22 protein-coding genes, 1 riboswitch and 1 other annotated feature are annotated in these 24,356 nt (G+C 51.4%); of the genes, 14 read left to right on the top strand and 8 right to left on the bottom strand.

Annotation, left to right across the window (positions count from 1 at the left end; all coding sequences use genetic code 11):
- Positions 1-4: 4 nt before the first annotated feature.
- Positions 5-1,951 carry a hypothetical protein gene (locus M2298_RS27260; RefSeq protein WP_280649324.1) on the bottom strand — a complete coding sequence of 649 codons (1,947 nt, stop codon included), beginning with the start codon at positions 1,949-1,951 and terminating at the stop codon, positions 5-7.
- 285 nt (positions 1,952-2,236) lie between these two features.
- Here M2298_RS27260 and M2298_RS27255 point away from each other — a divergent pair, with 285 nt between their 5' ends.
- From M2298_RS27255 to M2298_RS27245, 3 genes are all read left to right on the top strand, one after another.
- On the top strand, positions 2,237-2,683 hold the full coding sequence (locus M2298_RS27255) for a helix-turn-helix domain-containing protein (protein WP_063231496.1): 447 nt from the start codon (positions 2,237-2,239) through the stop codon (positions 2,681-2,683).
- A 67-nt stretch (positions 2,684-2,750) separates the two neighbouring features.
- Positions 2,751-3,275 carry an ImmA/IrrE family metallo-endopeptidase gene (locus M2298_RS27250; protein ID WP_063231495.1) on the top strand — a complete coding sequence of 175 codons (525 nt, stop codon included), beginning with the start codon at positions 2,751-2,753 and terminating at the stop codon, positions 3,273-3,275.
- 50 nt (positions 3,276-3,325) lie between these two features.
- Positions 3,326-3,730: a hypothetical protein gene (locus M2298_RS27245; RefSeq protein WP_122962723.1), complete on the top strand. Its 405-nt coding sequence runs from the start codon at positions 3,326-3,328 to the stop codon at positions 3,728-3,730.
- On the opposite strand, the gene M2298_RS27240 is transcribed toward M2298_RS27245, so the two are convergent.
- Together M2298_RS27240 and M2298_RS27235 are read right to left on the bottom strand one after the other, a co-directional pair.
- Positions 3,659-4,453, bottom strand: coding sequence for an alpha/beta fold hydrolase (locus M2298_RS27240; protein ID WP_217021847.1), 795 nt, complete (start codon positions 4,451-4,453; stop codon positions 3,659-3,661). The two genes, M2298_RS27245 and M2298_RS27240, sit on opposite strands and share 72 nt — an antisense overlap.
- 240 nt (positions 4,454-4,693) lie before the next feature.
- Complete coding sequence (locus tag M2298_RS27235; RefSeq protein ID WP_122962721.1) at positions 4,694-5,251, bottom strand: CGNR zinc finger domain-containing protein; 558 nt, start codon at positions 5,249-5,251, stop codon at positions 4,694-4,696.
- Between the two features lie 157 nt (positions 5,252-5,408).
- On the opposite strand from M2298_RS27235, the gene M2298_RS27230 reads away from it, so the two are divergent.
- The 4 genes from M2298_RS27230 (at position 5,409) to M2298_RS27215 (ending at position 10,414) form a co-directional block, all read left to right on the top strand.
- Positions 5,409-5,903 carry a DinB family protein gene (locus M2298_RS27230; protein ID WP_173598115.1) on the top strand — a complete coding sequence of 165 codons (495 nt, stop codon included), beginning with the start codon at positions 5,409-5,411 and terminating at the stop codon, positions 5,901-5,903.
- A gap of 117 nt (positions 5,904-6,020) precedes the next feature.
- A riboswitch (Lysine riboswitch) is annotated at positions 6,021-6,207 on the top strand.
- A gap of 113 nt (positions 6,208-6,320) precedes the next feature.
- The gene (locus M2298_RS27225; RefSeq protein ID WP_122963244.1) at positions 6,321-7,763 is read left to right on the top strand and encodes an amino acid permease; all 1,443 of its coding nucleotides are present in this window, start codon (positions 6,321-6,323) and stop codon (positions 7,761-7,763) included.
- 197 nt (positions 7,764-7,960) lie between these two features.
- Positions 7,961-9,013 (top strand): TolC family protein, encoded by a 1,053-nt coding sequence (locus M2298_RS27220; protein ID WP_173600022.1) that lies wholly within the window; start codon positions 7,961-7,963, stop codon positions 9,011-9,013.
- A gap of 348 nt (positions 9,014-9,361) precedes the next feature.
- Complete coding sequence (locus M2298_RS27215) at positions 9,362-10,414, top strand: TolC family protein (protein WP_173600021.1); 1,053 nt, start codon at positions 9,362-9,364, stop codon at positions 10,412-10,414.
- 157 nt (positions 10,415-10,571) lie between these two features.
- Here the strand turns inward: M2298_RS27215 and cidR are convergent, their stop codons facing one another.
- Entirely contained in the window at positions 10,572-11,483 is a 912-nt protein-coding gene (cidR, locus tag M2298_RS27210; protein WP_122962717.1) for a cidABC operon transcriptional activator CidR, read from the bottom strand.
- A gap of 112 nt (positions 11,484-11,595) precedes the next feature.
- Between cidR and M2298_RS27205 the strand changes: the two genes are divergently transcribed.
- Together M2298_RS27205 and M2298_RS27200 are read left to right on the top strand one after the other, a co-directional pair.
- Positions 11,596-11,967, top strand: a complete 372-nt coding sequence (locus tag M2298_RS27205) for a CidA/LrgA family protein (RefSeq protein WP_122962716.1) — start codon at positions 11,596-11,598, stop codon at positions 11,965-11,967.
- Positions 11,964-12,638, top strand: coding sequence for an LrgB family protein (locus M2298_RS27200; protein ID WP_122962715.1), 675 nt, complete (start codon positions 11,964-11,966; stop codon positions 12,636-12,638). The genes M2298_RS27205 and M2298_RS27200 overlap by 4 nt, the downstream gene beginning before the upstream one ends.
- Before the next feature lie 84 nt (positions 12,639-12,722).
- Here the strand turns inward: M2298_RS27200 and M2298_RS27195 are convergent, their stop codons facing one another.
- Both M2298_RS27195 and M2298_RS27190 read right to left on the bottom strand, forming a co-directional pair.
- Positions 12,723-13,904, bottom strand: coding sequence for an aminotransferase (locus tag M2298_RS27195; RefSeq protein WP_122962714.1), 1,182 nt, complete (start codon positions 13,902-13,904; stop codon positions 12,723-12,725).
- A complete protein-coding gene (locus M2298_RS27190; RefSeq protein WP_122962713.1) occupies positions 13,901-14,401 on the bottom strand; it encodes an Lrp/AsnC family transcriptional regulator in 501 nt (166 codons plus the stop codon). Before M2298_RS27190 ends, M2298_RS27195 begins: the two co-directional genes overlap by 4 nt.
- A gap of 76 nt (positions 14,402-14,477) precedes the next feature.
- Positions 14,478-14,721 (bottom strand) — a binding site (T-box leader).
- 165 nt (positions 14,722-14,886) lie between these two features.
- Here M2298_RS27190 and ppx point away from each other — a divergent pair.
- From ppx to nadD, 5 genes are all read left to right on the top strand, one after another.
- On the top strand, positions 14,887-16,407 hold the full coding sequence (gene ppx / locus M2298_RS27185) for an exopolyphosphatase (RefSeq protein ID WP_280649323.1): 1,521 nt from the start codon (positions 14,887-14,889) through the stop codon (positions 16,405-16,407).
- Positions 16,408-16,501: 94 nt separating this feature from the next.
- Complete coding sequence (locus M2298_RS27180; RefSeq protein ID WP_481752865.1) at positions 16,502-18,652, top strand: RNA degradosome polyphosphate kinase; 2,151 nt, start codon at positions 16,502-16,504, stop codon at positions 18,650-18,652.
- 166 nt (positions 18,653-18,818) lie between these two features.
- A complete protein-coding gene (locus tag M2298_RS27175; RefSeq protein WP_122962710.1) occupies positions 18,819-19,601 on the top strand; it encodes an NUDIX hydrolase in 783 nt (260 codons plus the stop codon).
- 36 nt (positions 19,602-19,637) lie between these two features.
- Positions 19,638-20,183, top strand: a complete 546-nt coding sequence (locus M2298_RS27170; protein WP_173598120.1) for a cysteine hydrolase family protein — start codon at positions 19,638-19,640, stop codon at positions 20,181-20,183.
- A gap of 46 nt (positions 20,184-20,229) precedes the next feature.
- Positions 20,230-20,868, top strand: a complete 639-nt coding sequence (gene nadD, locus M2298_RS27165; protein ID WP_063229672.1) for a nicotinate-nucleotide adenylyltransferase — start codon at positions 20,230-20,232, stop codon at positions 20,866-20,868.
- A gap of 166 nt (positions 20,869-21,034) precedes the next feature.
- Here nadD and M2298_RS27160 read toward each other — a convergent pair whose 3' ends face one another.
- Both M2298_RS27160 and M2298_RS27155 read right to left on the bottom strand, forming a co-directional pair.
- The gene (locus tag M2298_RS27160) at positions 21,035-21,715 is read right to left on the bottom strand and encodes a hypothetical protein (protein WP_280649321.1); all 681 of its coding nucleotides are present in this window, start codon (positions 21,713-21,715) and stop codon (positions 21,035-21,037) included.
- Between the two features lie 269 nt (positions 21,716-21,984).
- Positions 21,985-24,099, bottom strand: a complete 2,115-nt coding sequence (locus M2298_RS27155) for an EAL domain-containing protein (protein ID WP_371736969.1) — start codon at positions 24,097-24,099, stop codon at positions 21,985-21,987.
- Between the last annotated feature and the right edge of the window lie 257 nt (positions 24,100-24,356).

Here is a 24,356-nt window from a genome sequence, read left to right as displayed (position 1 = left end):
CCTCTTATTGATGAATGAGTTTGCGTGTGAGATTTCCGTTTCCGTCATACGTATACTCGGCCAAAACCTTGCCGTTTTGCTTGATTTGTACAAGCTGCCCTTTGGCGTTGTAGATGTATTCCACTCCCAAATAACGGGCTGCGAGTCGCGCATGCACCGCGCCGTTTCCTGCCGCTGACAGAACGACGTAATAATCTTGTCCCTTTTGCATGGACAGTCGCACCTTGGAAAATGGCGGCTGATCCCCGTCGTCATTGGCCGCAATCAGGCGCGTGCCCGCGTAATCCTCATAGATGGCGAGCTGCGTATTGCTTGTCCCTTCCGCCGGATTGTCGCCGTAAAAGCTCGTATACAGCTCGAAGCTGCCTGAGGACGGCGGTGTAAACTTCACGATTTTTTTCGCGCCTGCCCCAAGATTGAGATCTTTGGGAGCATTCATGAAAAACGGTTCCGTGTCGGAAAACTCAATGGCAAACGGGCCTACTACCACGTCCGCATCCATCCCCGCTACCTTGGCTTTCGGGATGGTGACGAACAAGTTCTGGACGCTGTGCTTGCTCTCGTGCGTGGCTGCTTTCCCCGCAAACTGAATCGTCAGCATCGAGTTGCTGTTCCTTGTGACAACTGGCGTAAGTCCAGCCGGAACGTTGCTGACAGACACGGCACTCGCTGCGTCCGAAGTCAAAATTCCGTTGCTGATCGTGACGACCTGTTGTTCCGCGAGGCTGCCGTCGTTTGCAGCCGCTTCATGCAGCACAGGCGAAGCCACCGTTGCCTTCGTATCCAACGACGCTGTCAATCGGGCGTGAACGCCTTTTTGCTTGTCGTAAGAAGAGACCCACACAAAATACGTCACTCCCGCTTCCAGCGGTGTGTTGATTTCCGAAAAAAGCGCGCCCGGAGTCGCCTCGTCATTGATTCTCACCACTTGCTGCAGCTTTTCGTCGCGAGACACGAGCAGAACGGTATCGAACAGCGGCCCAAATCCGCCGTACGGACTTGTGTACAGCCGATAGTTGCCTGTTACAGGAGCCGTGAAGCGGTAAGCCGGCACTTCTCCGGCGGGCAAACTGATATCGACAGGCTGATTGAGCGCAAGCACCGCCTTCACATCGCTGAGCAAAAGCGTGTATTCCGCAGTTTCGCTAAAGTGACGGTCCATGCTGAACACGGAAAAATAATACGTCTTGTTCGGCTCGATCTGGAATGTGATGATCTCGTCTTGTCCCAGTGTCGGCTTCATGCTGGTGCCGATCGCCTTGTTTGGCGCTTCAATCACAACCAGGTCGTAGTTCACGTCGTCAGGAACATACAAGGTAACCGTTGCCTGTCCGCTTTGCGCTCCCGAATCGTAGCGATAAATATCAGTGTCCTGCTTCCACGACAGCTTGGAATTGTACATATTTCCTCGCGTAATCGGGTAAGCACTGCCAACATCGTCGTTCGGCTCAAACGGGTCCAAGACGGCGGCGGCAGTAGCAGTAGCATTGACAGCAGCAGCATGCAATTTCGCCTGCTTCGCACTGTTTTTTCCCGTCCTGGCAGCGGATAACTCTGGCATGAGCTGCTCCCAGTAGGCATCTGCCTTTTCGTTGTACGTCTCAACCAATTCGGCAAGCGGTGTTTTTTGAACCGACAGCTGATTTTCTACAGCCGCTTGCTTTGCAGCCCGTTCCGTTTGACCAGGCGCTTCCTTAATTTGATGAAGCGCTTTGGCCTGCTCGAACAACACGGACGCTTCCTCGCCAATTTGCTTGGCAAGCGGCTCGTTGTTCTTCTTGGTAGCGACCTCCTGAAAAAAGTCGAGCGTCTGCGAAAGCTTCAACAACTCCTGATCCAGCTGGTAGATGTCAGCCAGTGGATCTGCTGCTGCCGTAACCGCCCTTCCCGGAAGGCAAACGACTGTGATTACAGCCAGCAGTAACAGCAGCACAAACGATTTTTGTTTCATGTGTCCTCACCTCTTCCTTTTGGCTTTTGTTTTGCTTTCGTGGTTTCTCTGCCCCCACTGCGCTGCGTCTCTGCGCTCGTACGCTGGCGCAGACACTTTTTCGTTCAACGTGTCCACCTCCTTTCACAAACAGAACACACGTTCTCATCTTCGTTACATAAGCATCTTAATGTACAAAATACTTGTATGTCAAATGAAAAATACAATATTTTCATACATACTTTTTTTCTTTCTTGTCTTTTAGTACAATATAGTTGTACATCTGTAACGGAAGGACTGGCGCTCATGCTATCTCAGCGCTTACGCACAGCTCGCAAAGCGAAAGGTCTGACTCAGGAAGAGCTGGCCGAACGTGTCAGCACGACCAAGGGCACGATCAGCAACTACGAAAATAACCACAGCACCCCTCCCAATGACATGCTGATGCAGCTGGCAGATATTTTGGAGGTTACGACCGACTGGCTTCTGGGACGAACCGAAGACGGCGCTGTTTATGTGGCTTCTTCGTCTGCGCAGACAGGCCAGCGTTCACTGGACGAGCTATTGCAGGAGAGAATCGACGACCCGGACGACTACTATTTTCTCGATGGGTATCTGGAAGCTTCTGAAGAAGAGAAGAAAGAAATCCGCCGCTACTGGTACGACCTGAAAAAGCAGTGGAAAGCTCGCCAGGTACGCGAATCACGCCCGCCTTCCCTGTTTGACATCACGGAAGAGCTGAAAAAAAAATAACCCCACAGAGGGGTTTTCTTTTCGAGACAAAACAGAACGTACGTTCCAATTTTTCAGGAGGTTCCTGATGCACTTTTCCCTTTTACAAGAAATCGGCAAACCGCAAACCTGGCTGGAAAGCCGCGTCTATCTTTTGCTGCGCCACCATGGCATGGAGCTGCCCGAACAAATCAATCTCGCGCAACTGTGCGAAACATACGGCATCGAAATCCATTTCATCAACGGCCGCAGCCGCGCCCACGCCCATCCCAGCTTGCCGAATCGCTACATCATCGCGGTAGATGAACGTCTCGACCCTGCGACCCAGCGGGTAAAAATCGCGCATGAGCTTGGGCACCTGCTCCTGCATGAAGGAGTACAGCCGCAGTCCAGCGAATGGATGATCGATTGGCAGGAATCGCAGGCGAATCATTTTGCCGAGCACCTTTTGCTCCCGCTCTTCATGATGGGCTCTGTGCTTGCGGATTGCTCCCGCTACCAGGCACCTGTGCTGTTGGCCAGCCGCTTTCAGGTCCCGCTTGCTCTCGCGCGCACCCGCTTTGACCGGATTCTCAGCCGCCTGTACGCCAAAGGCTTTCCCGTCTACGATTGATTGATAGACCGTCCAGGCATTTTTGACCATCTTTTCGGAGGCGATTTTTCGTGAAACGAATCTTTATAGCGGGAGACGCTTACAGCAGCCGTTTTTTCGAGCTGCCACTCGACCAGGATGAGGAATTGTCGCTGCGTCCGTCCATTGAAGTGGCGAGCTATCACGTGGCGCGATTCGCTTTGATCATGCAAGATGACGGTCTTTCCGGCCTCGGCATTTTTCCCGGAGACGCTTTGCTTATTTCCGACTTCTCCATGGAACCGATCAAAGACAGGCCCGTCCTGATCAGGCAGGAAGGCCAGTTTCTCGTCCGCATCGCAACAGATGTCAATCCGGTAGAATGCTTGTTTACGACCACGCGTCCGACAGACGAACCGCTCCTGTTACCTTCCGAAAACATCCGGATTACCGGAGTCGTTTCCGGCATTATCTCTCTTTCGGGGAATGACGTCTGACAGGAGCCAATCCTTGATCGCCGCTACCGTTTGCTGCCACTGCTCTTGCGGAGTGATGGCAGCAGGCTGGTCGCCTTCCTGCGCGCCATAGCTGCCGAACTGCGCGTGATTGCCGCCCTCGATTGTCATGAATACCGCATTCTCCGGCAAAAATGCCTTGCTGGCCGCAAACTTTTCCCGATTCACCACGCCATCCCGCGATCCGAGCAAGGACAAGACGGGTATTTCCGCTTTTTGCAAATCTCCCCGTTTGTCCGGATAGGCTCCCAAAAAGAAGACGCCATCGATCCGATCGAGGTGTTGGACCGCAAACCGGGCTGCCATGGCTCCGCCCAAAGAGTGCCCGCCGATCACAAACGATTGCTTGGGATATGCTTTCAACACTTGATTGGCTCGCTCGACATCGCTGATAGCCAAATTCAGCGGCATTCTCGCTACGAATACCCGATATCCGGAACCAGCCAAAGCTCGTGCCAGCGGTGCATAGCTCTCCGATTTGACCAAAGCACCTGGATACAGGATCAGCCCTGGCTCCCGGGCTTCCCCGCCTTCAAAAGCAATCCAGTCCCCCGTATCGATAACGGTGATGCCTTCCCCGCCCTGCATCGCATCTTTGGCAGCCTGATCGTGCTGGTAAGGACGCAAATACCAGATCGCCGTACACGCTCCTACAAGCAAAAGCAAAACCAGTGCCCTGCGCCATATTTTCCGTTTGCGACTCATCCCGCCACCTCGCTTCCGGTCCCTTGTTACCTGCTTCTTATTATGCCTCCATTTTCCTTTCCATGTACGTCATTTGCATTTGCGGATTCGCGGGCTACACATACTGAAAGCATGACGCTTCCCATGCCGCGAAACGTTTGCTACAGCGATGGCAGCGACAGCAGATCGTGGGCTTCTCCCTGCTCTTTTGCCCAGACATGAAAAAAGGCGCAGTCTGTTTCTCTGCCCCTTTTCCTTCGCTCATTTTTTCTCCTTTTGCCGCTCCCGAAAACGGCGTACCTTCATCAGATTGCCGCACATTTTATCGTCGCACCAGCGCCGCACCCGGTTCCGGCTTTCATCGTAGAACACCCAGCGGCAGTCCTCGTTGTCGCAAATCTTGATCCGCTCCAGATGGGACGGAAGCAACAGCGTGGCAAAAGACCCGGCGATCCGCGCCATGACCAGTGGCCATCCTTCAATCGCGCTATGCCATTCCTGCGCATAAGTTGCTTCCTCTTCACCAGGCACGACGCGAACGTAAAACGGAGCTTTTGCCAGCGTCTCGTTCAGTTGCTCCAACTCCTCTTGCAGCAATGCCTCCCCGCTGACCACCTTTTCCAAAAGCATTCGCATATACTCGCGAAATTGCACAAGAACAGCGACGGTTTCCTCGTCAAGCGGCAGCGGTGCCTGCAATTGGTGCTCTTGCAAAAACCATTCCTGCCATTCACGCTTTGCCAGGCGATTTTCCTTGCGGCCTGTCCCGCGCCAGTCACGCCAATCGCTGTTTAAAAAATCGATGCATAGCCATTGCACACTTCTCTTCCCCCATCTATTTTCGCTTCTTGTAGGTAACACCAACATATGGTAAGATCATTTTGTAACCAACGAAATTCATTTTGAACGTTACAAACTTCTTCTTATTGCCATTATAGCGCTTCACCAATCTGTTTGACAGACGAGGAGGAAACACATGAATCGGATGGAATTGCTTGTTCATGAATGGGAGTGCACGTATGACAAAGAAGATTGGTATCCACCGCTCAAGCACGCCCTGGATGGCGTGACCGTGGCCCAAGCCAGCTGGCGTCCCGAAGGAGAGGCAGCGAACACGATCTGGGAAAATCTCAGTCATCTGCTCTATTTCAAAGAGCGTTTGCTGCACCGTCTATCCGGTACGGATTTTCCTGGTACGGCTGAGACGAACGATGACACCTTCCAACCATCCGGAGCGCCAGACGACGAAGCAGCTTGGCAAGCGGCGGTGCAGCGCATGGAAGAAGTACATCGCGGCATTCAAGAAAAGCTCCGCTCCCTTTCCGGCGATGCATTCGATCAGCCGCTGCCCACCATCTCCATCGGGCAAAGCGTGATGAGCATCATTTTGCACGACGCTTTTCATACCGGACAAATCGTGCAAATCCGCAAGCTGCAAGGCTCCTGGCCTGCGCGCAGGTCGTTTTTATAGCCCTTGCTCCCACTCTAGCAATATTTTGCAGCACAACTTTTTTCATTGATTAATAACGATCAATCTTATATAGTTGATAAATAAATCAACTTCATACATGTTATCCTCATCTTTCACGGTGAGGGTAGAGGTCGCGGCTTTTATGTCATCCTGTACGAGATTCAGAAGAAATCTATGACTCCAGGAAAGGGAAAAGCCGCCGAAGCTCATATCGCATCTCTGTGCGCGTGGGCTGGGGCTGTACCCGAAAGGGACAGAACTGTCACGTTTGCTTGCCGGGCAAACGTGGTGTGCTATCTTCAGTGAAGGCTTGGTGGGGATTGGATGATACCGCCCTATGCCGTTTTTTGGCTATTGGCGGTTTTTTCGTTTCCGACCGACCTTCTCAAAATCTTCGAAAGGTCGTGCAAGCATCTTATGTCACAGAATCAACTGCAACGTGGTTTGAAAGCCCGCCACCTGACGATGATCGCCATCGGCGGCTCCATCGGTACGGGCTTGTTCCTGGCGAGTGGAGGCTCGATTCACGAAGCCGGACCAGGGGGCGCTTTGGTCGCCTACATCGCTATCAGTATCATGGTTTACTTTTTGATGACCAGTCTTGGGGAAATGGCCGCCTTCATGCCTGTATCCGGCTCCTTTTCCACCTACGCCACCAGATTCGTCGACCCGTCACTCGGCTTCGCGCTTGGCTGGAATTACTGGTACAACTGGGCAATTACGATTGCGGTCGAACTGTCAGCCGCAGCTCTCATTATGAAATACTGGTTCCCGGATACTCCCGCCATTTTGTGGAGTGCCTTGTTCCTCGTCCTTATGTTTGCTCTTAATCTGTTGTCTGTCAAAGGCTACGGCGAATCCGAATACTGGTTTGCCTTGATTAAAGTAGTCACCGTCGTCGTCTTTATCATCATTGGTATTTTGATGATCTTCGGCATTATGGGTGGCGAAGCAGTCGGCTTCCAAAACTTCACCAAAGGCGATGCACCGTTCAATGGCGGCTTCATGGCGCTTCTCGGCGTCTTCATGATTGCCGGGTTCTCGTTCCAGGGAACCGAGCTTGTAGGGGTGGCCGCTGGTGAGAGCGAAGACCCTGCGCGCAATATCCCGAAAGCGATCCGCCAGATTTTTTGGCGCATCTTGCTCTTCTACATTTTCGCAATCTTGATTATCGGGTTGCTCGTTCCTTACGACAATCCGAATCTGATCAGCGGTGATATTACCGATATTGCCATCAGCCCGTTTACGATCGTCTTTGAAAAAGCCGGCTTTGCCTTCGCCGCCTCTGTGATGAATGCGGTCATCCTCACCTCCGTGCTGTCTGCCGGGAACTCCGGCATGTACGCATCCACCCGCATGCTGTGGGTGCTGGCGAAGGAAGGAAAAGCGCCAAAATGGTTTGCCAAAGTCACTCGCAACGGCGTCCCGATCAATTCCTTGATCATGACGGCTGCCATCGGTGCGCTGGCGTTTCTGTCTTCCCTGTTTGGAGATGGCGAGGTGTACGTATGGCTTCTGAACGCATCCGGCATGTCCGGGTTTATCGCTTGGCTCGGCATTGCCATCAGCCATTACCGCTTCCGCAAAGCGTACCTGGCCCAAGGCCGCGACCTGCGTGAGCTGCCATACCGGGCGAAGCTGTTCCCGTTTGGCCCGATTTTCGCCTTTATTATTTGCTGCGTCGTCATTGTCGGCCAAAACTACTCGGCGTTTATCGGCGGCGAGATTGACTGGAACGGCGTGTTCGTCTCCTATGTTGGCTTGCCGCTGTTTTTGATCGTCTGGCTTGTCTACAAGTATACGAAAAAGAGCAAGCTTGTTCCGCTCCATAAAGTAGATTTCAGCATGGACGAAAAATAAATAGCTTTGCCAAACAAGTCATTGCAGGCTCCCTCACGTCGAGGGAGCTTTTTTATTGTTTCATTTTATTTTTCCGATCAACTTTCTTATGATTACATATTGACGAATGTAGACTGGAAATATATACTGTTCATGAAAATTTGATAATGAGAATCGTTATCGACAAACTCTTTTCCTATTCCCAAGGAGGCCCCATAATGAAGTCCAGGTTATCGAAGCATCTCTACAGCACTACACTGGTTGCCGCGCTTCTTGCAGGCAATACTCATTTGGCTATGGCCGCTCCTGCAGTCGTTGCAGCCGCAGAACAAACCCAGACCGCTCCTCTGTCTCTTCACGGTGCGATCGAGCAAGCATTGAAAACCAGCATCGACCTTGAGCTGCTGCAAATAGATTACGATGTTACGGAATATGAAACGCTCTATACGCTGCGAGAAAAAGCGGCCATCCAGCTCGAAAACGTCAATACGCTCGATGATGCCAAGAAAAAATACGAAGACGCTGCCAAAGCGAGAAAAGACCTGGCGCTTAGCGAAGTCACTTTGAAAACCTCAAAAAACAATTTGCAGTTGCAAGTGCAAAAAGCGTATTTTGAAGTCTCTTCTCTGGAAGAAAAGATCAAGCTGCAAAAGCAAAGCATCCAACGCCAATACTGGTCGGAGAACGACGAAGCGAAAGAAAAGCTGTCCGCTCTGGAAACCAGCTACAAGCAGGCATTGGCCAAACTCAACGATCTGCTGAACGAAAAAAAGGACAAGTCCTGGCGCTTCGAAACCCGCGAGCTGTCCGCACCGCTTGTTGCCACTCTGGAAGAAGCCAAAGCGCAAGCCTACAAAAAGCGGCCTGACATGATGAAAGCTGTCGCCGAGAAAGATTTTGCCGAAGTCAAAGTTAACTACACGAAAGATTACACGCCCATCAGCACCTATAAAGGCAAAGTAGCCGTCAAGCAATTGCGCAAGTCCGACCTGGTGCTGGAACGACTGAAGCAAAAAGTCGATCAAGAAGTAGCCGACTCTTTCGAAAAGGTCGCCGCGGCGAAAAAAGCATTGGCTGAGAGCGTCCTTGCCAAAAACGAAGCAGCCAAGCAATACCAGCAAGCTTTGTCGGATTACACGAGTCAAAAAGCAGCCTTGAAAGACTTGATCGAAAAAGAAGCAAGCCTGTTTGCAGCAGAAACCAAAGCATCTGAATCGCTCTATCAATACAACCTTGCTGTCAGCACATTGGATCAATCGATCGGTTTCTAATATTTCGCTTCACGTAATATTTTTTCGTCATTTTCCCTCCTTTTTATCTGATGAATTAGGCAGCAAGCTCCAGACTGCCTTTTATATAGATCAGCGGCTCTCTCCTCTTTACTTTTGACCAAGCTCATAGCAAGAAAGGCGTCCGCTATCTGGATGCCTTTCTTGCTGCACGCTGCCTTTACACAAAATTTGTAAATTATTTAAACTCTTTGATTGATAAATGATGTTTTCTATCATTCCAACTCTCGATTTCGTATTGACGAACATCAGGTTGGAAATATATACTGTTCATGAAAATTGATAATGATTATCGTTTTCATTACTCGTGAAATGAAGGAGGCTTTGTAAATGAAGTCCCGGTTGTCCAAACATCTTTACAGCACCACACTGGTCACTGCTCTTTTTGTCGGCAGCTCGCACCTGGCTCTGGCAGCCCCTCTCGCAGCGGCGGTGGAACAAACAGCAGTAGCTCCCCTCTCTCTCGATCACGCTGTTGAGCAAGCATTGAAAAACAGTGTTGACCTGGAACTGGCGAGACTCGATTACGAAACCACTCGCTATGAGTCTCTCCTGACCCTTCGAGACACAGCGGCAATCAAAAAGGATGACGTCAATTCGCTGAGTGAAGCTTCTGACAAGTACGGAGATGAAGCTGAAGCGAAAAAAGATTTGCTCGTCGGTGAAGCTTCCTTTGCCACCAAGCAAAACGCTCTGCGCCTCGATGTCCAAAAAGCATATTTTGAAGTTCGCGCCCTGGAAGAAAAAATCAAGGTGCAAAAGAAAAGCATCCAGCGCCAATACTGGGCCGATGACAATGACGCCAAAGACAAGCTGTCCGCTCTGGAAAGCAGCTACAAGGAAGCATTGGCCAAGCTCAACGGCTTGCTGAATGAAAAACAGGACAAAGAGTGGTTGCTGCAAACGAGCGCACTGACCTCTGCCCCGCTGAATACAGTGGAAGAAGCTCTTGCTCTGGCCTACCAAAAACGCCCTGACATGATCGAAGCCGAAGCGAAAAGAGAGTACGCCCAAATCAAAGCCGATTTTACGGCAGAATACTCCGCGGGAAGCACATATAAAGGAAGAATCGCGCGCAACGACCTGCGCAAAGAAGAGCTGCTGCTGCAAAGCCTCAAACAAAAAGTGAGTCTGGAAGTCAGCGATTCCTACGAAAAAGCGGCAGCTGCCAAAGCTGCACTGACAGCAAGCAACGCTGCCAAAGAAGAAGCTGCCAAACAATACGAACAAACTCTTTACGATTACGCCAACAATAAAAAAGGCTCTTTGAATGACCTGATCGACAAAGAAGCAGAATTATTCGAATCCGAAACCAAAGCTGCCGACGCTCTTTATCAATACAATCTGGCTGTAAGCGCCTTGAATCAATCTGTTGGTTTCTAAAACTTCGCAATACGAAATAATAATTTCATTTTTTCCTATACGACCATTCCCATTGTTGTAACAGGCTGCTCCTATCAACCAGCCGCCTTTTCTACCATATACATGCATACCATTTTCGGTCGCAGCCAACTGCGGCCACTCCCATACGAGCAAGGCTTCATTCAGAAGATGAAGCCTTGCTTTTCATATGGGGCAAGCTTTCTTTCGTGAAGCGAATCCATTCGCGCGTCGCATACGAGAGATAGGCGTTTTTGCGCCAAATCATCCCGAGGTGCCATCGGATCGTCGGATTGACCAGCGCAAGACTGTGAAAACGGCGCGGGTCCAGCTCCCGGCAGATCGTTTGGGGCAGCAAGGTAATCCCGACATTGGCTGCCACCATTTCCGAGAGAAAGTCCCACTGAGAGCTTTTGTACATGACCGCAGGGTGAAAGCCGACTCGCACGCACTCGTCAATAATCCGGTTGTGCAAGGAAAAGTCTTCGTGAAACAGCAAAAAGCGCTCCTGCGCAAGCTCGATCAGCGATACCTCCTGCTGCTCGGCCAATGGATGAGTCGGGTGAACCACGACGCGAATCTGCTCGTTGACGAACGAGTACGACTCAAAAAGCGCTTCATCTGTCGGCAGCAAAACGACACCGCTGTCCAGCATCCCCGATGCGACATCTGCCTCCACTTTTTTCGAACCGACTTCCAGCAGCTCCAACTCGATCCCCGGATACTGCTCGCAAAACTTCCCGATGACTTTTGGAAAAAAGCTCGCTCCTACCATCGGCGGCAGCCCGATGCGAATTTTTCCGCGCTTTAGCTCCATCAAATCTGCCAACCTGATTTTCATATTCTCGAACGATTTCACCATGACTTCCGCCTGGGAGAACAAAACCCATCCCGCATCGGTCAACGTGATGCGCTTTCCGACCCGCTCAAACAGCTCTACGCCAATTTCCTCCTCCAGATTGCGCACCATCTTGCTGATCGTCGGCTGGGTAATATACAGCGACTCTGCCGCCTTGGTGAAGCTGCTATGCCGCGCTACCTCCAAAAAGTATTGCAAATGGCGAATGTCCATCCGCTCTTCGCTCCGTTTCTTCTATAGATAAGATGAATGTTACTCATTCTATATATGCATTTTACCTATGAAAAAAGCTGATGTACACTTTTCCCAAAGGGAGAGGACCATCATGAAAAGACTGATTATCATCGCGGGGCAAGTAGCATTTTTCATTCTCATGTCTGTTTTGATGAACCTGCTTGTTTCTGCGCTCGGCTGGAAAATCCCCGGCAGCATCCTGGGGATGTTTGTTGTGTTTTTCTTGCTCCAGGCCAAAATTTTGCGGCTGGAATGGATTGAAACCGGAGCCGCATGGCTTTTGGCAGAGCTGCTGTTGTTTTTTATTCCGCCGTCTGTCGGCATTGTCTCGTACCAAAGCCTGATGCTGCATGAAGGGCTGCAAATTGTTCTGATTATCGTGATCGGCACTGCGTTCGTCATGGTCTGCAGCGGCTTGATCGCCCAAAGCATCTCGAAGCGGAAGGGGCATACACGCTCATGATGACCGGACTGATTGGCTTTTTGCTGACTATCGTCATTTATTTGACGGCCAAACGGCTTTATCGCTATAGACCGATTATGCTCTTTTCGCCTATCTTGTTCACACCGCTTCTGCTGGTTGTCCTGCTGCTGTGCGCCCAAATCCCTTACGCTGATTACAACGAAGGGGGAAAATGGCTGGCGTACATGCTCCAGCCTGCGACTATCGCCTTTGCTGTGCCACTCTACAAGCACTATCCTTTATTGAAGAAACACGCGGCACAAATCATGATCAGTGTCGTGTCCGGCTCGGCGGTGGCCGTCATCTCCTCCGCTGTGCTCGCTTTGCTTTTGCATACCGATCAGCAAGTGCTCTACAGCCTTTTGCCGCGTTCCATCACGACGCCAATCGCCATGAACGTATCGCAAATGATCGGGGGCGTTCCTTCGATTACCGCCGTGCTCGTCTTGATGACCGGAGTGCTCGGTTCCATCATCGGGCCGTACATTATTGCTTACTTGCGGATTTCCGATGATATCGCGCGCGGTGTCCTGCTGGGCACAAGTGCGCACGGCGCAGGGACGTCCAAGGCGTTTGAAATCAGTCCGATCTCAGGCACTGTCTCCAGTATTTCCATGATCGTAGCTGCGCTTGTCACACAGCTCGTCGCCACGATCGTCATGTCGTCATAAATTTATCCGAAAAAGCAATGCTGCTGCATAAAAAAGAGGACAGCGCTACTGGCACTGTCCTCTTTGCTGTTTTCCTCGCCTGCCCTACTGCAATCGTCCCATCAGGCGCTCCATCCGATCCAGCGCCTTTTTCAACTGCTCCATGGACGTCGCATACGAGCAGCGAATGTGGCCTTGTCCGCTCTCGCCAAACACGTCTCCCGGCACGACTGCCACTTTCTCCTCCATGAGCAGCTTTTCGGCAAACTCGGCGGAACTAAGTCCTGTTGCCGTCACAGACGGGAAGGCGTAAAACGCTCCATCCGGTTCATGGCACGTAAGTCCGATCTGGCGGAAGCCATCGACTACGTAATTGCGGCGCTGGCGGTAGCTCTCGATCATTCGCTCCATATCCGCGCGGCCATGGCGCAACGCTTCGAGCGCAGCCATCTGGGCCATCGTCGGCGCACACAGCATCGTGTACTGGTGAATTTTCAGCATGCCCGCGAGCAGATCAGGTGTGGCACACACGTAGCCGAGCCGCCAGCCTGTCATGGCAAACGCTTTGGAAAAGCCGGAAATCAGGATCGTCCGCTCTTTCATTCCCGGCAGAGCCGCGATGCTGTCATGCATGCGTCCGTACGTCAGCTCTGCATAAATCTCGTCGGAAATCACCAGCAGGTCGTGCTTTTCAATAATCGGCAGAAGCGTCTTCCACTCCTCTGCTGTCATCGTGCCCCCTGTCGGGTTGTTCGGGTAGCAGAAGATGATCGCTTTCGTGCGCTCTGAAATATTCGCTTCCAGCTCTTGCGGCGTCAGCTTGAACTGGTTTTCCATCGTCGTTTTCAAAAACTTCGGCACGCCGCCAGCCAGCCGGATGACAGGCTCGTAGGAGACGTAGCACGGTTCTACTACCAGCACTTCATCACCCGGATCGAGAATGGCACGCAAGGCGATATCAATCGCTTCGCTCGCTCCTACGGTTACGAGAATCTCCGTCTCCGGATGATAGCTGACCGAAAAGCGCTCCTCCAAATACTTTTGAATCTCGACGCGCAGCGGGAGCATGCCCGCATTGGAAGTATAGGCAGTGTGTCCGCGCTCCAGCGAGGAGATAGAAGCTTCGCGCATGCGCCAAGGCGTGACGAAATCCGGCTCCCCAACCCCGAGCGAGATGACCCCTTCCATCGATGCCGCCAGATCGAAAAAGCGGCGGATGCCCGATGGCTTCAAAGATGCGACTGTAGACGACAAGCGATTTTTTTTGACTGTCAATTGTGTACTCACGGCGTAACCACCATCCTGCGATCTTCGTCACGATCTTCCAGCTCAATGCCATCGTGCTTGTAGCGTTTCAAAATAAAATGCGTCGCTGTCGATACGACAGAATCGAGCGTTGACAGCTTTTGCGATACGAAGGTAGCGACCTCTTTCATCGTCTTGCCTTCCAAAATGATCGACAAATCGTAGCTGGCGCCAGACATCAAGTAGACGGCCTTCACTTCAGGGAAGCGGCAAATGCGTTCGGCTACCTCGTCAAATCCGACATCGCGCTTGGGCGTCACTTTGACGTCGATCATGGCGTTGACGTAAGGATGATCCTCCACGCGCTCCCAGTTGACCAGCGCCGGATATTTCACGATCACCTTTTCTGCCTCCAGCTCAGCAATCGCCTGTTCGATTACCTCCGTAGGCTCTGCCAGCATTTTGCCGATTTGCTCGGCGCTCATGCGGCTATCCTCTTCCAAAAGGTGCAACAGCTCCCTTTGCTTCAAGCGATCCATTCCCCACCACTCCTATCTCTTTTTGGCCAAAATCAAAAAGCCCCAGCAACCTGATCCATGCTTTCATGAATCGGGTTGCTGAGGCGAAGGTATCGCGGTACCACTCAGCTTTTTTGCCTTTCTCGCAAAAAGCAAACTCGTGCAGTCTTGTCAAAAAGACATGCGCCCCGTAACGCGGGGAAAACGCTGCTTTCTACTGAACCGTTCAAAAGCAGGGCTCCAAGGTGGCTTTCAAAAAGAGTTCGCGGCCGCCCTCCCAGCAATCAGGCAGCTCTCTGGTCGTCAAATCCCTTTTTTACTTTCCTTTTCACAGCCATGTATTTGTGTGCGTATTGTTGTTTGCTTGAATGTCTCAGATTATAAAAAGGTTTTTCGTTATTGTCAACTGACAACTTCATGGGTGGAAAGTCCGATTTCTATGGCATAATGAGAACAAACATGAAAATTTTGGCGAGAATCCAAGCCTATTGTAAGTGGGGAATCACATGAAAAAAAGCATCGGCGTCATCGATCTCGGCTCCAATACAGCCAGATTGGTCATTTACGAGCAAGACGATTCGGGAATGGTAGCAGAGATAGACAATATCAAATACAGCTTGCGATTGAGCAACCACCTGCGTGCGGGCAGACTGGACGAGGAAGGCGTTGCCAAAACGTTGACAGCGATGCGCCAGTTCAAGAAACTGCTGGACGCGCGAAAAGTCACCCAAGCCATCGGAGTTGCCACCGCAGCAGTTCGCCAGGCGGAAAACGGCCGGGAGCTGACAGCGGCGATCGAGCGGGAAAGCGGCATTTCCATGCGTGTATTAAGCGGCAAGGAAGAGGCGCGATACGGCTATCTCGCCGTCTTGAACAGCATGCCTGTGGACGAAGGAATCACCATCGACATCGGCGGCGGCAGCACAGAGGTTACTTACTTCCGCGACCGCCAGCTGATCGAAAGCCACAGCTTTCCATTCGGCATCGTGACATTGACCAGTCAATTTTTCCGCGAAGAGGTTCCGAGTGAGGAAGAATTTGCGCAGCTGCGCACCTTTTTGGCCGATTCGCTTGCCACTTGTCCCTGGCTTGCCGACCGCCACTGTCCCGCCATCGCCATCGGCGGCACAGCGCGCAATCTGGGCAAAATTCACCAGCGCCAGGTTCACTACAGCATGGACAGCCTGCACCATTACCCCATCCAGGCAGATGCGGTAACGAACATTTTGAACGCCCTGCGCAGGCTGCCGCTGGAAGAACGCCGACAAATCCCTGGCGTATCCAAAGACCGCGCCGATGTCATTCTCGCGGGCATGGCGGCTTTTGAAAGCTTGCTTCACTACGCGCAAAGTGATTGCCTGCTCGTAAGCAACAAAGGGCTGCGTGACGGGGTGTTGTACGAAACCGTCTGGGGTGAACAGCCGCCTGCCTCGACCGCCATCGTCCGGGAGCGCAGCGCCTTGCAGTTCATGAACCGCTACCAGGTTGACCAGCCGCATTCGCGCCATGTGCGCGACCTGGCTTTGTCGCTGTTTGACCAGTTGCAACAGCATGCGCTCCATTCGTTCAGCGGGTTCGAGCGACAGCTTTTGGAAAACGCCGCTCTCCTGCATGACACCGGACGCACGATCAACGTCTACGAAGCTTCCGAGCATACTTTTTACCTGCTGTCCAACGTGCTGATGGCAGGCTATACCCATCGGGAACGGCTGCTGCTCGCCATGATTGCGTCCTATAAAACAAACAAGCTGGCGCAGAGCCAGATTGCCCGTCACCCGGATTTGCTCGGCAAGCAGGACAAAAGTCTCGTAGAGAAGCTGGGCCATTTGCTGCTTTTTGCCAGAGTGCTGGATCGCTCGATGACCCAGGCGATCAGCGCCGTCCACCTTGCTTCAACAGGCGGCGAGTTCGTTTTGTCCTGCACGGGAAAACAGCCGGATTTGCTGGAGTATTCCTTGCTCGATGAGCCGCTGTCCAAGCTCTCGAAAGCTTGGAAAATCCCGCTGAAAGTCGTCGTGGACGCGTAGCCCCGACAAAACTTAACAATCGCTTAACAGTAGACTGCTATACTATTCCTTGCCAGTTATGATCTATCTTTTACTATGCGAAAAAGGTTGGTTCATGATGAAGGATTTTAGTATTCCAGATTATTATATCAACCGGGAATTAAGCTGGATCGCTTTCAACGAGCGCGTGCTTTTTGAAGCTTCCAATCCAGACAATCCGCTTTTGGAGCGGCTCAAGTTCATCGCGATTGCCAGCAGCAATTTTGACGAATTTTTCATGGTCAGGGTGGCAGGTCTAAAGGACCAGGTCAAAGCCGGCTTCACCAAGCCGGACAACAAATCCGGGATGACGGCAAACGAACAGTTGCTCGCTGTGTGGGATCGCACTCATCTGGTGATGGAACGGATGTACTCGATCCTCAAACACCAGATTACGCCGGAGCTGAACAAGGCGGGAATCCGCTTTTTGCAGGCAAATCAGCTGAGCGAAGAGCAAGCCGTATTCGTGCGCGCCTTTTTCCATCATCACCTGTATCCGGTGCTGACTCCGATGGCCGTAGACGCCAGCCATCCGTTTCCCATGCTGTTGAACAAAAGTTTGAATCTGGCTGTCTTGCTGGAAGACACGGAGGAAGAAAGCGAAGGCCCGCTGTTTGCTGTTGTGCAGGTGCCGTCTGTCTTGCCGCGTTTTCTGGAGCTGCCTTCCCTCGATGGCGAGGATCATTTTATCTTGTTGGAAGACGTCATCGCGGAGCATATGGACAGCCTGTTCCACGGTTACAACATCGTCGAGGTCAGTCCGTTTCGCATTACACGCAACGCCGACTTGACTTTTGACGAGGACGAAGCCGATGACTTGCTGGAAGCGATCGAACAAACGCTAAAAAAACGCAAGATGGGCGAGCCTTCCTGCCTGGCCGTCTCTTCGTCCATGAGCGCATACTTGCAAGCCACTCTGCAAGACTGGCTCGATCTCACTGACAAAGAAGTGTACTGCCTCGATGGTCCGCTCGATCCTGCGTTTTTCTTCCGCTTCCATGCGCTGGCAGGCTACGACCATTTGCGCTTTGAACCGCTCGATCCGCAGCAGCCGCTTGATTTGGCGAAGCAGGACGAGGATTTATTTGCGGTCATCCAAAAAAGGGACGTGCTGCTGCACCATCCTTACGAATCTTTTGAGCCGGTCATCCGATTTGTCCAACAAGCCGCGAACGACCCCAAGGTGCTCGCAATCAAGCAGACGCTGTACCGGGTCAGCGGCGATTCCCCGATCGTCAATGCTCTCCTCCAGGCTGCGGACAACGGCAAGCAAGTCACTGTCCTGCTGGAGCTGAAAGCGCGTTTCGACGAGGAAAACAACATCGTCTGGGCCAAAAAACTGGAGAACGCCGGATGCCACGTCATCTACGGCTTGGCAGGGCTAAAGACTCACAGCAAAATCACGCTGGTCGTCCGCTCCGAGGGCGATAGCCTGCGCCGATATGTGCACCTTGGCACGGGCAATTACAACGACAAAACCGCAGGCGTGTACACGGACATGGGCATGTTTACTTCGCGTGAACAGGTCGGGGCAGATGCCACCCACTTTTTCAACCATCTGTCCGGCTATTCCCACCCGCCAAAATGGGAGGAAATCGCCACCGCTCCTGTCGGATTGCGCGAAGCGTTCCTCGATCTGATCGAAGGCGAAATTCAAAATTGCCTGGCGGACAAGCCTGCTTACATCACCGCCAAGATGAATGCTTTGACCGACAAGGAAATCATCGAAGCGCTGTACCGCGCCTCGTGCGCCGGGGTGAAAATCAATCTGATCGTCCGCGGCATTTGCTGCCTGCGTCCAGGCATTCCCGGCGTCAGCGAAAACATCCGGGTCACGAGCATCGTCGGCAGATATTTGGAGCATAGTCGCATTTACGCCTTTTGCAATGGCGGCGATCCAAAAGTGTTCCTGTCCAGCGCGGACTGGATGACTCGCAATATGATCGCCCGCGTCGAGATTTTGTTTCCCGTGGTGCAGCGTGATCTGAAGGAGCGGATCATGCACGTCCTGGCTACGATGTTGCAGGATGACGCCAAGGCCAACGTGCTCATGCCAGACGGCACGTATGTGCGCGTGCAGCCAAAAAACCTCTCGCCTCTGAACAGCCAGCTGTTTTTCTGGGAAGAAGCTGTTCAGTCCAGCCAGCCGTGCCAGTCCGCTCCGTCGCTTCAACAGCGACTCAAACCGATTACCGCCCCGTTGGAAACCGTCTCGCCTTTTTCATAAACGAAGCGCCTGAGCATGAGCAGCTCAGGCGTTTTTTGCGTTCGTTCGTTCCAGCGTCAGTTATTGGAAAAATATTATATTGTCATATTGACATTGTTAAAACAACATTATAATATAAACATAACAGGATCAACCAGCACATTACAGAAAGGATGCGATCGTGAGCATGCATCGCCTGTCAGCCAAACGCCTCTTTTTTCGCACCAAGAAGCATCGCTCGCCAGACGGGCTTCCGACCGATATTTGTCTCTTTACCATCCTGTCCGTTCCGCGTGCAACCAAAACCAAATCGTTGCCGCACAAGCAGCTGGCTGTTCTTTTGATCAAGCGCAAAAGCGACACCTACGGGGAGCAGTGGGCTTTGCCCGGCGGCTTTTCCAAGGAAAGCGAGACGCTGGATGAGTGCGCCTACCGCGAGTTGAAGGAAGAGACGAACATCGACCGCGACGTCCACATTGAGCAGCTGAAAACATACTACAAGCCAGGTCGCGACCCGCGCGGCTGGATTCCGAGCGTCGCGTACGTTTCCCTCGTTCACGAAGATTTGCTCAAACATGCGCAGGCTGCCGACGACGCTTCCGATGCGCAATTATTTCCCATCGAAGAAGCTTTCGCTCTCAACCTGGCATTCGATCACCGCGAGATTTTGACGGACGCTTTGCAGCGCGTGCGGGAAAAAATGCTGCAAACGAACATCGCCAAAGCGTTCCTGCCTGAGCGGTTTACGCTGAGCGAGCTGTTGCAGGTCATCGAAACAGTCGTGCCCAGCTTCAAAGTGAACGATCGGGGCAATTTTGAACGCCGCCTGCTCGCCACTACGAGACGGCAAGGCATTCTGGAAGCAGCAGTAGATGATTCGGGCCAGCCTGTTTACTCGACCGAGTATTCCAACTCTCCCGCCAAGCTGTACCGCTTTTCCGACTTCATCCCGACTGCCATGATTTACTGACAGGCTTACCCACATTCACTTCAGGAGGTTTTTGCCATGAAATCCTTGATTGTGATCGACTATACCAACGACTTTGTCGCGCCAGACGGTGCCCTGACCTGCAAAGAACCAGGGCAAGCTATTGAAGGACGCATCGGCGAATTGATCCGCGATTTTCTCGCAGAAGGTGATTTTGTCGTGATGGCGGTGGACGCTCACAAGGAGCAGGACCCGTACCATCCGGAAACCGGGCTGTATCCGCCGCACAACATCATCGGCACGTCCGGCAGGAACTTGTACGGGAGCATCCAAGGCATCTACGAGGAATTTGAGGACACCATCTACTGGATGGACAAAACGCGCTACAGCGCCTTCCAGGGCACTGATCTGGCCTTGCAGCTGCGGGCGCGGGGCATTAGCGAAATTCATCTGGTTGGCGTCTGCACTGACATTTGTGTCTTGCACACGGCAATCGAAGGTTTCTACCACGGTTTTCGCGTCGTCATTCACGAGGACGCCGTCGCCAGCTTCAATCCGGTAGGACACGAGTGGGCTTTGGGACATTTTCAACATCAACTGGGCATAGCCGTTGTGAAAAAATAACATCTGGCAGGCATGGACACCCAGATGCATGCGGGAGGTTACGATCATGCGAATCGGCATATACGGAAGCAGCTTTGATCCGATTACTTACAGCCATCTGTTTACGGCAGCTACTGTCGCGCACAGAAGACGCCTGGACAAAGTCATTTTTGTCCCTTGCTCCTCCAAACGCCATGACAAAAAAATGCAGACGGAGGATGTCCATCGCCTGCACATGTTGAAGTTGGCGCTGGCCACCTGCGAGCATAAGACGAACCAATTCGGGCAGCCGCTGTTTGAAATTTCCACGGTGGAGATGGATGCCCTGCCTGGCGAAACATACACGTACGACACGATGGTCCATCTGCAAAAGAAATATCCGAACGACGAGCTGTTTTTCATCATGGGCTCGGACCTGCTGGTAGGACTGTCGAACTGGGGCAATGCCGAAAAGCTGGTCTCGCAGTTTCAGTTCATCGTCATGTCGCGGGAAGGGTATCCGACCGCCGACCTGATTGCCGAAGACGCGCTTCTGCGCAACCACGACGAGCATTTTCTGATCATGAGCAAAGGCATCAACATGGGCATCAGCTCGACTTACATCCGCGATGAAATCCGCAAAGGCGGCGACCCGAGCTTCCTGCTGCCAGATGCGTGCCTCGCGTACATTTACGAGCAAGGGATTTACCGTGAGCAGCGGGTGTAAGACAGGGCGAGCAAGAAAGGTAAATCTTTCATTTTGTGGACAATGAAAACGCCAAACGACAAGCTGACGTCAGTATCCACCTGGCGTCAGCTATTTCCGTTTTTTGTCGTCTGCGAATACTGTCACGCTCATTACAGCAAGAGAATCCTGTCCGTTTACTAAAAACTTAATCATGTTCAATATCGTCAATCAAATACTTGGTTCCGTCTTTTACCAGTTTAAATTGTACATTGACATCATACTTTTGCTTAGCACCTGGGTTGAAATAATCATACTCAATTCCGGTAAATGTAACGTTTATGTCCTGATCGTTTTTCTGAATGTCCACTTTTAAATTTTCGTCAATCGCTTCCAGGCCTTTTTCAAATCGCTCTCTTTCAAAGGTCTCATACGAACCATCAGTAGCCGCTCTAAAGAAGGAGTCAAATATTTTTTCAGATGCTTCTGGTGTAAAATATTTATTTAGTCTTGAAGTAATAACATCTTTTACAGCGCCCTCTGCTTTCGGCTTTCCATTTGCTAGACGAGTCAAATCGTCTGTCCAGACTTGCAGTTTCCTAAACCAGTCCCAAATATAAACTGGTTCTTTTGAGGCTAATACACTGTCATCCAACTCAGAAGGAGCGTAGTCTTCCAGGAGAGAAACAAGCAACTCAGCGTTTGCTTGTGTCAATATATCTTTCGTGCTTTCTTGTGTAGTCGTGTTGACATTGGCACTAGCAGTAAACTCCTTTTTTTCCACGCCTTGATTATCGGCAATTGTGTTATTAGAAGCACAACCTGTTACACCCAAAACAAGGCAAGCAATAACAAGCAAGCTTTTGGAAGCGATATTTACTCTGTTCATTCAATCTCTCCTATTTCTTAAAGTAAAAGTCTTTAGAAAAAACTTACCTAACCCGAGAATCACTCTTCCTCTTTTACAAGTAAAATATTACCATTTTCGAGACTCAATATGAACATTCTTACTTTACTTATCACCATTACTCTCTTGCATAAAGCACTCCCGAAGCAGGTTGAACAGCCGTTTGGCAAAAAAGAAAAAAGAGAAGCCCGATTCGTTAAATCGTCGGACTTCCCTTGCTTTTGCTTCATCTCGTATTCTTCAAACTACCATCACGACACTTGATCTTTGCGCAAATAACGCTCGAAATCATCGGTTGCCAACGGTCGGCTGAACAAGTAGCCTTGGCCGTGATCACAGCCGTTTTGCTGCAGGGCGGCCGCCTGGTCGTTCAGTTCGATGCCTTCGGCAATTACGTTCATGTTCAAGCTTTGCGCTATGGTCACGATGGCTTTTACGATCGCTTGGCTTTCCTGGTTATGGTGAATATCGCGGATGAACGAGGCATCAATTTTGATCGTGTCCACCGGCAAGCTTTTAATATAGCTAAACGAGCTGTAGCCTGTCCCGAAGTCATCGATGGAAATGTGGATGCCGATATCGCGAATTTGCTGCAAAACGGCCGTAGCTTCCTCCATCTTCACAAAGATGCTTTCTGTAATTTCCAGCTCCAGCCACTCCGCAGCCAGCTCTGTCTCCGCTAAAATCTGCTTGATCATCTCGACAAGGTCTTTTTGATAAATTTGCCTCGCCGACAAATTCACCGACACTTTCAGCAAGTAGCCTTGATCGTGCCAAATTTTGTTTTGGCGACATGCTTGCCGCAAAATCCATTCTCCGAGAGCAATAATCATCCCCGTCTCTTCGGCAATCGGGATAAACCGATTCGGCGGTATGACCCCAAGCTCCGGGTGAACCCAGCGCACGAGCGCTTCCATCCCCGTCAGCGTATCTGTCGCGATGTCTATTTTCGGTTGGTAGTAAATTTGGAACTGCTCTTGCTCGATCGCTTTGCGCAGCTCGTTTTCCATCAGGATGCGCTCCAGCGACTTGGCTTCCATCGTCGGATCGAAAAAGTCGTATCCGTTTTTCCCGCGCGATTTGACGGTGTACAGTGCGGTGTCCGCCCGTTTGAGCAAATCGTCGGCGTTATCTCCATCCTGCGGGTACAGCGCAATGCCGATGCTGCACGACACGTTGAACGAGTGGTCTTGAAGGATAAACGGTCGTTGCAAAGCTTCCATGATCTGATTGGCCAGCGCGGCGGCTTCTTCGCGATCCGCCAATTGGCTGAGCAATACGGTAAATTCATCTCCGCCCAGCCTCGCGACCACATCGGTGGGCCGCAGACACGCCTTCAGGCGATTGGCTGCTTCCACCAGCAACAAATCCCCTACATCGTGACCGAACGAATCGTTGACGTCCTTGAAGCGGTCCAGATCGAGGAACAAGACGGCCAGATTGGACTGAAAACGTTTGGCTTGCATGATTTCCCTGCTCAGGTGCTGGGTGTACATGCGCCTGTTCGGGAGATCGGTCAAGGCATCGTGATAGGCCAGATGATGAATCAGTTCCTCCGACTGTTTGCGGTCTGTAATATCGCGAGTGACAAACAGCAGCTTGCTCACATTGCCCAGCTCGTCCACAATCGGATTGATCTTGCTTTCGGTCCAGATCGTTTCTTTTCTGCTCGTCTGAATGCGGCATTCCACCGTGTACTCTTTTCGCGTGGAATACGTATGTTGAATCGCAAAAGCCATAATATCCCGGTCATCCTCGACAATCCACTCGAAAAGATTGTGAAAACGCTCGTCCGGAACATCGTGGTCAAAAACGGCCTTGTGAGCCGGAGACAAGTACAAAAAATCTCCTTCGGCATTGACGATACTGATGATGTCGGATGTATTTTCAGCGATGAGTCGGTACAATTCCTCGCTTTTTCTGACTTCCTCTTCCATATGTTTGCGCGCCGTGATGTCGTTGCGAATGGAAACGTATTGATAGATTTTCCCCTTTGTATCCACAAAAGGCACAATGGTAGTATCAACCCAATACAGACTGCCGTCTTTCGCCCGATTGCATATTTCTCCCCGCCACACTTGCCCCGAGCCAATGCACTTCCACATTTGCTTGAAAAATGACTTGGGATGGTGCCCGGAGTTGAGCAGGCGATGATCTTGCCCGATCAGCTCACTGCGACTGTATTTGGATATCCGGCAAAATTGCTCGTTTGCCCGGAGAATAATCCCGCGATGGTCTGTGATCGCCAGGATCGTCGACTGATCTAGTGCATACTTTACGTCAGCAAGCTCTCGCAAGACCACTTTCAATTCCCCGTCCTTTTCCTGTAGCAATTCTTCCCATTCTTGTGGGGTCAAGGCTTCCATCAATTTGCTTCTCATCCTATCACCTGCTTGCGCTCATGCACCGTGCACGACGCCGATAATTTTACCAAATTTTGTTTGCCGTCAAAGCAAAAACAAAAGGAGTAACTTTCGCACTGACAAATTCCTAGATTCTCAAAAAAAATGACCCTCTTTCAAAGGATCTGAATATGTTGGCGACAAGTTTGCTTCATTTTACCATGTATTGCTTAAAGATCAACATCCACGCATGCGTCAGAAGCGACAGTTTTGCAAACTTC

The organism is Brevibacillus sp. 1238 (assembly GCF_029892995.1).
GTDB classification, from domain to species: Bacteria; Bacillota; Bacilli; order Brevibacillales; family Brevibacillaceae; genus Brevibacillus; species Brevibacillus parabrevis.
Note: the sequence above shows the minus strand (reverse complement) of the source record. Positions and strands in the feature narration are given on the sequence as shown.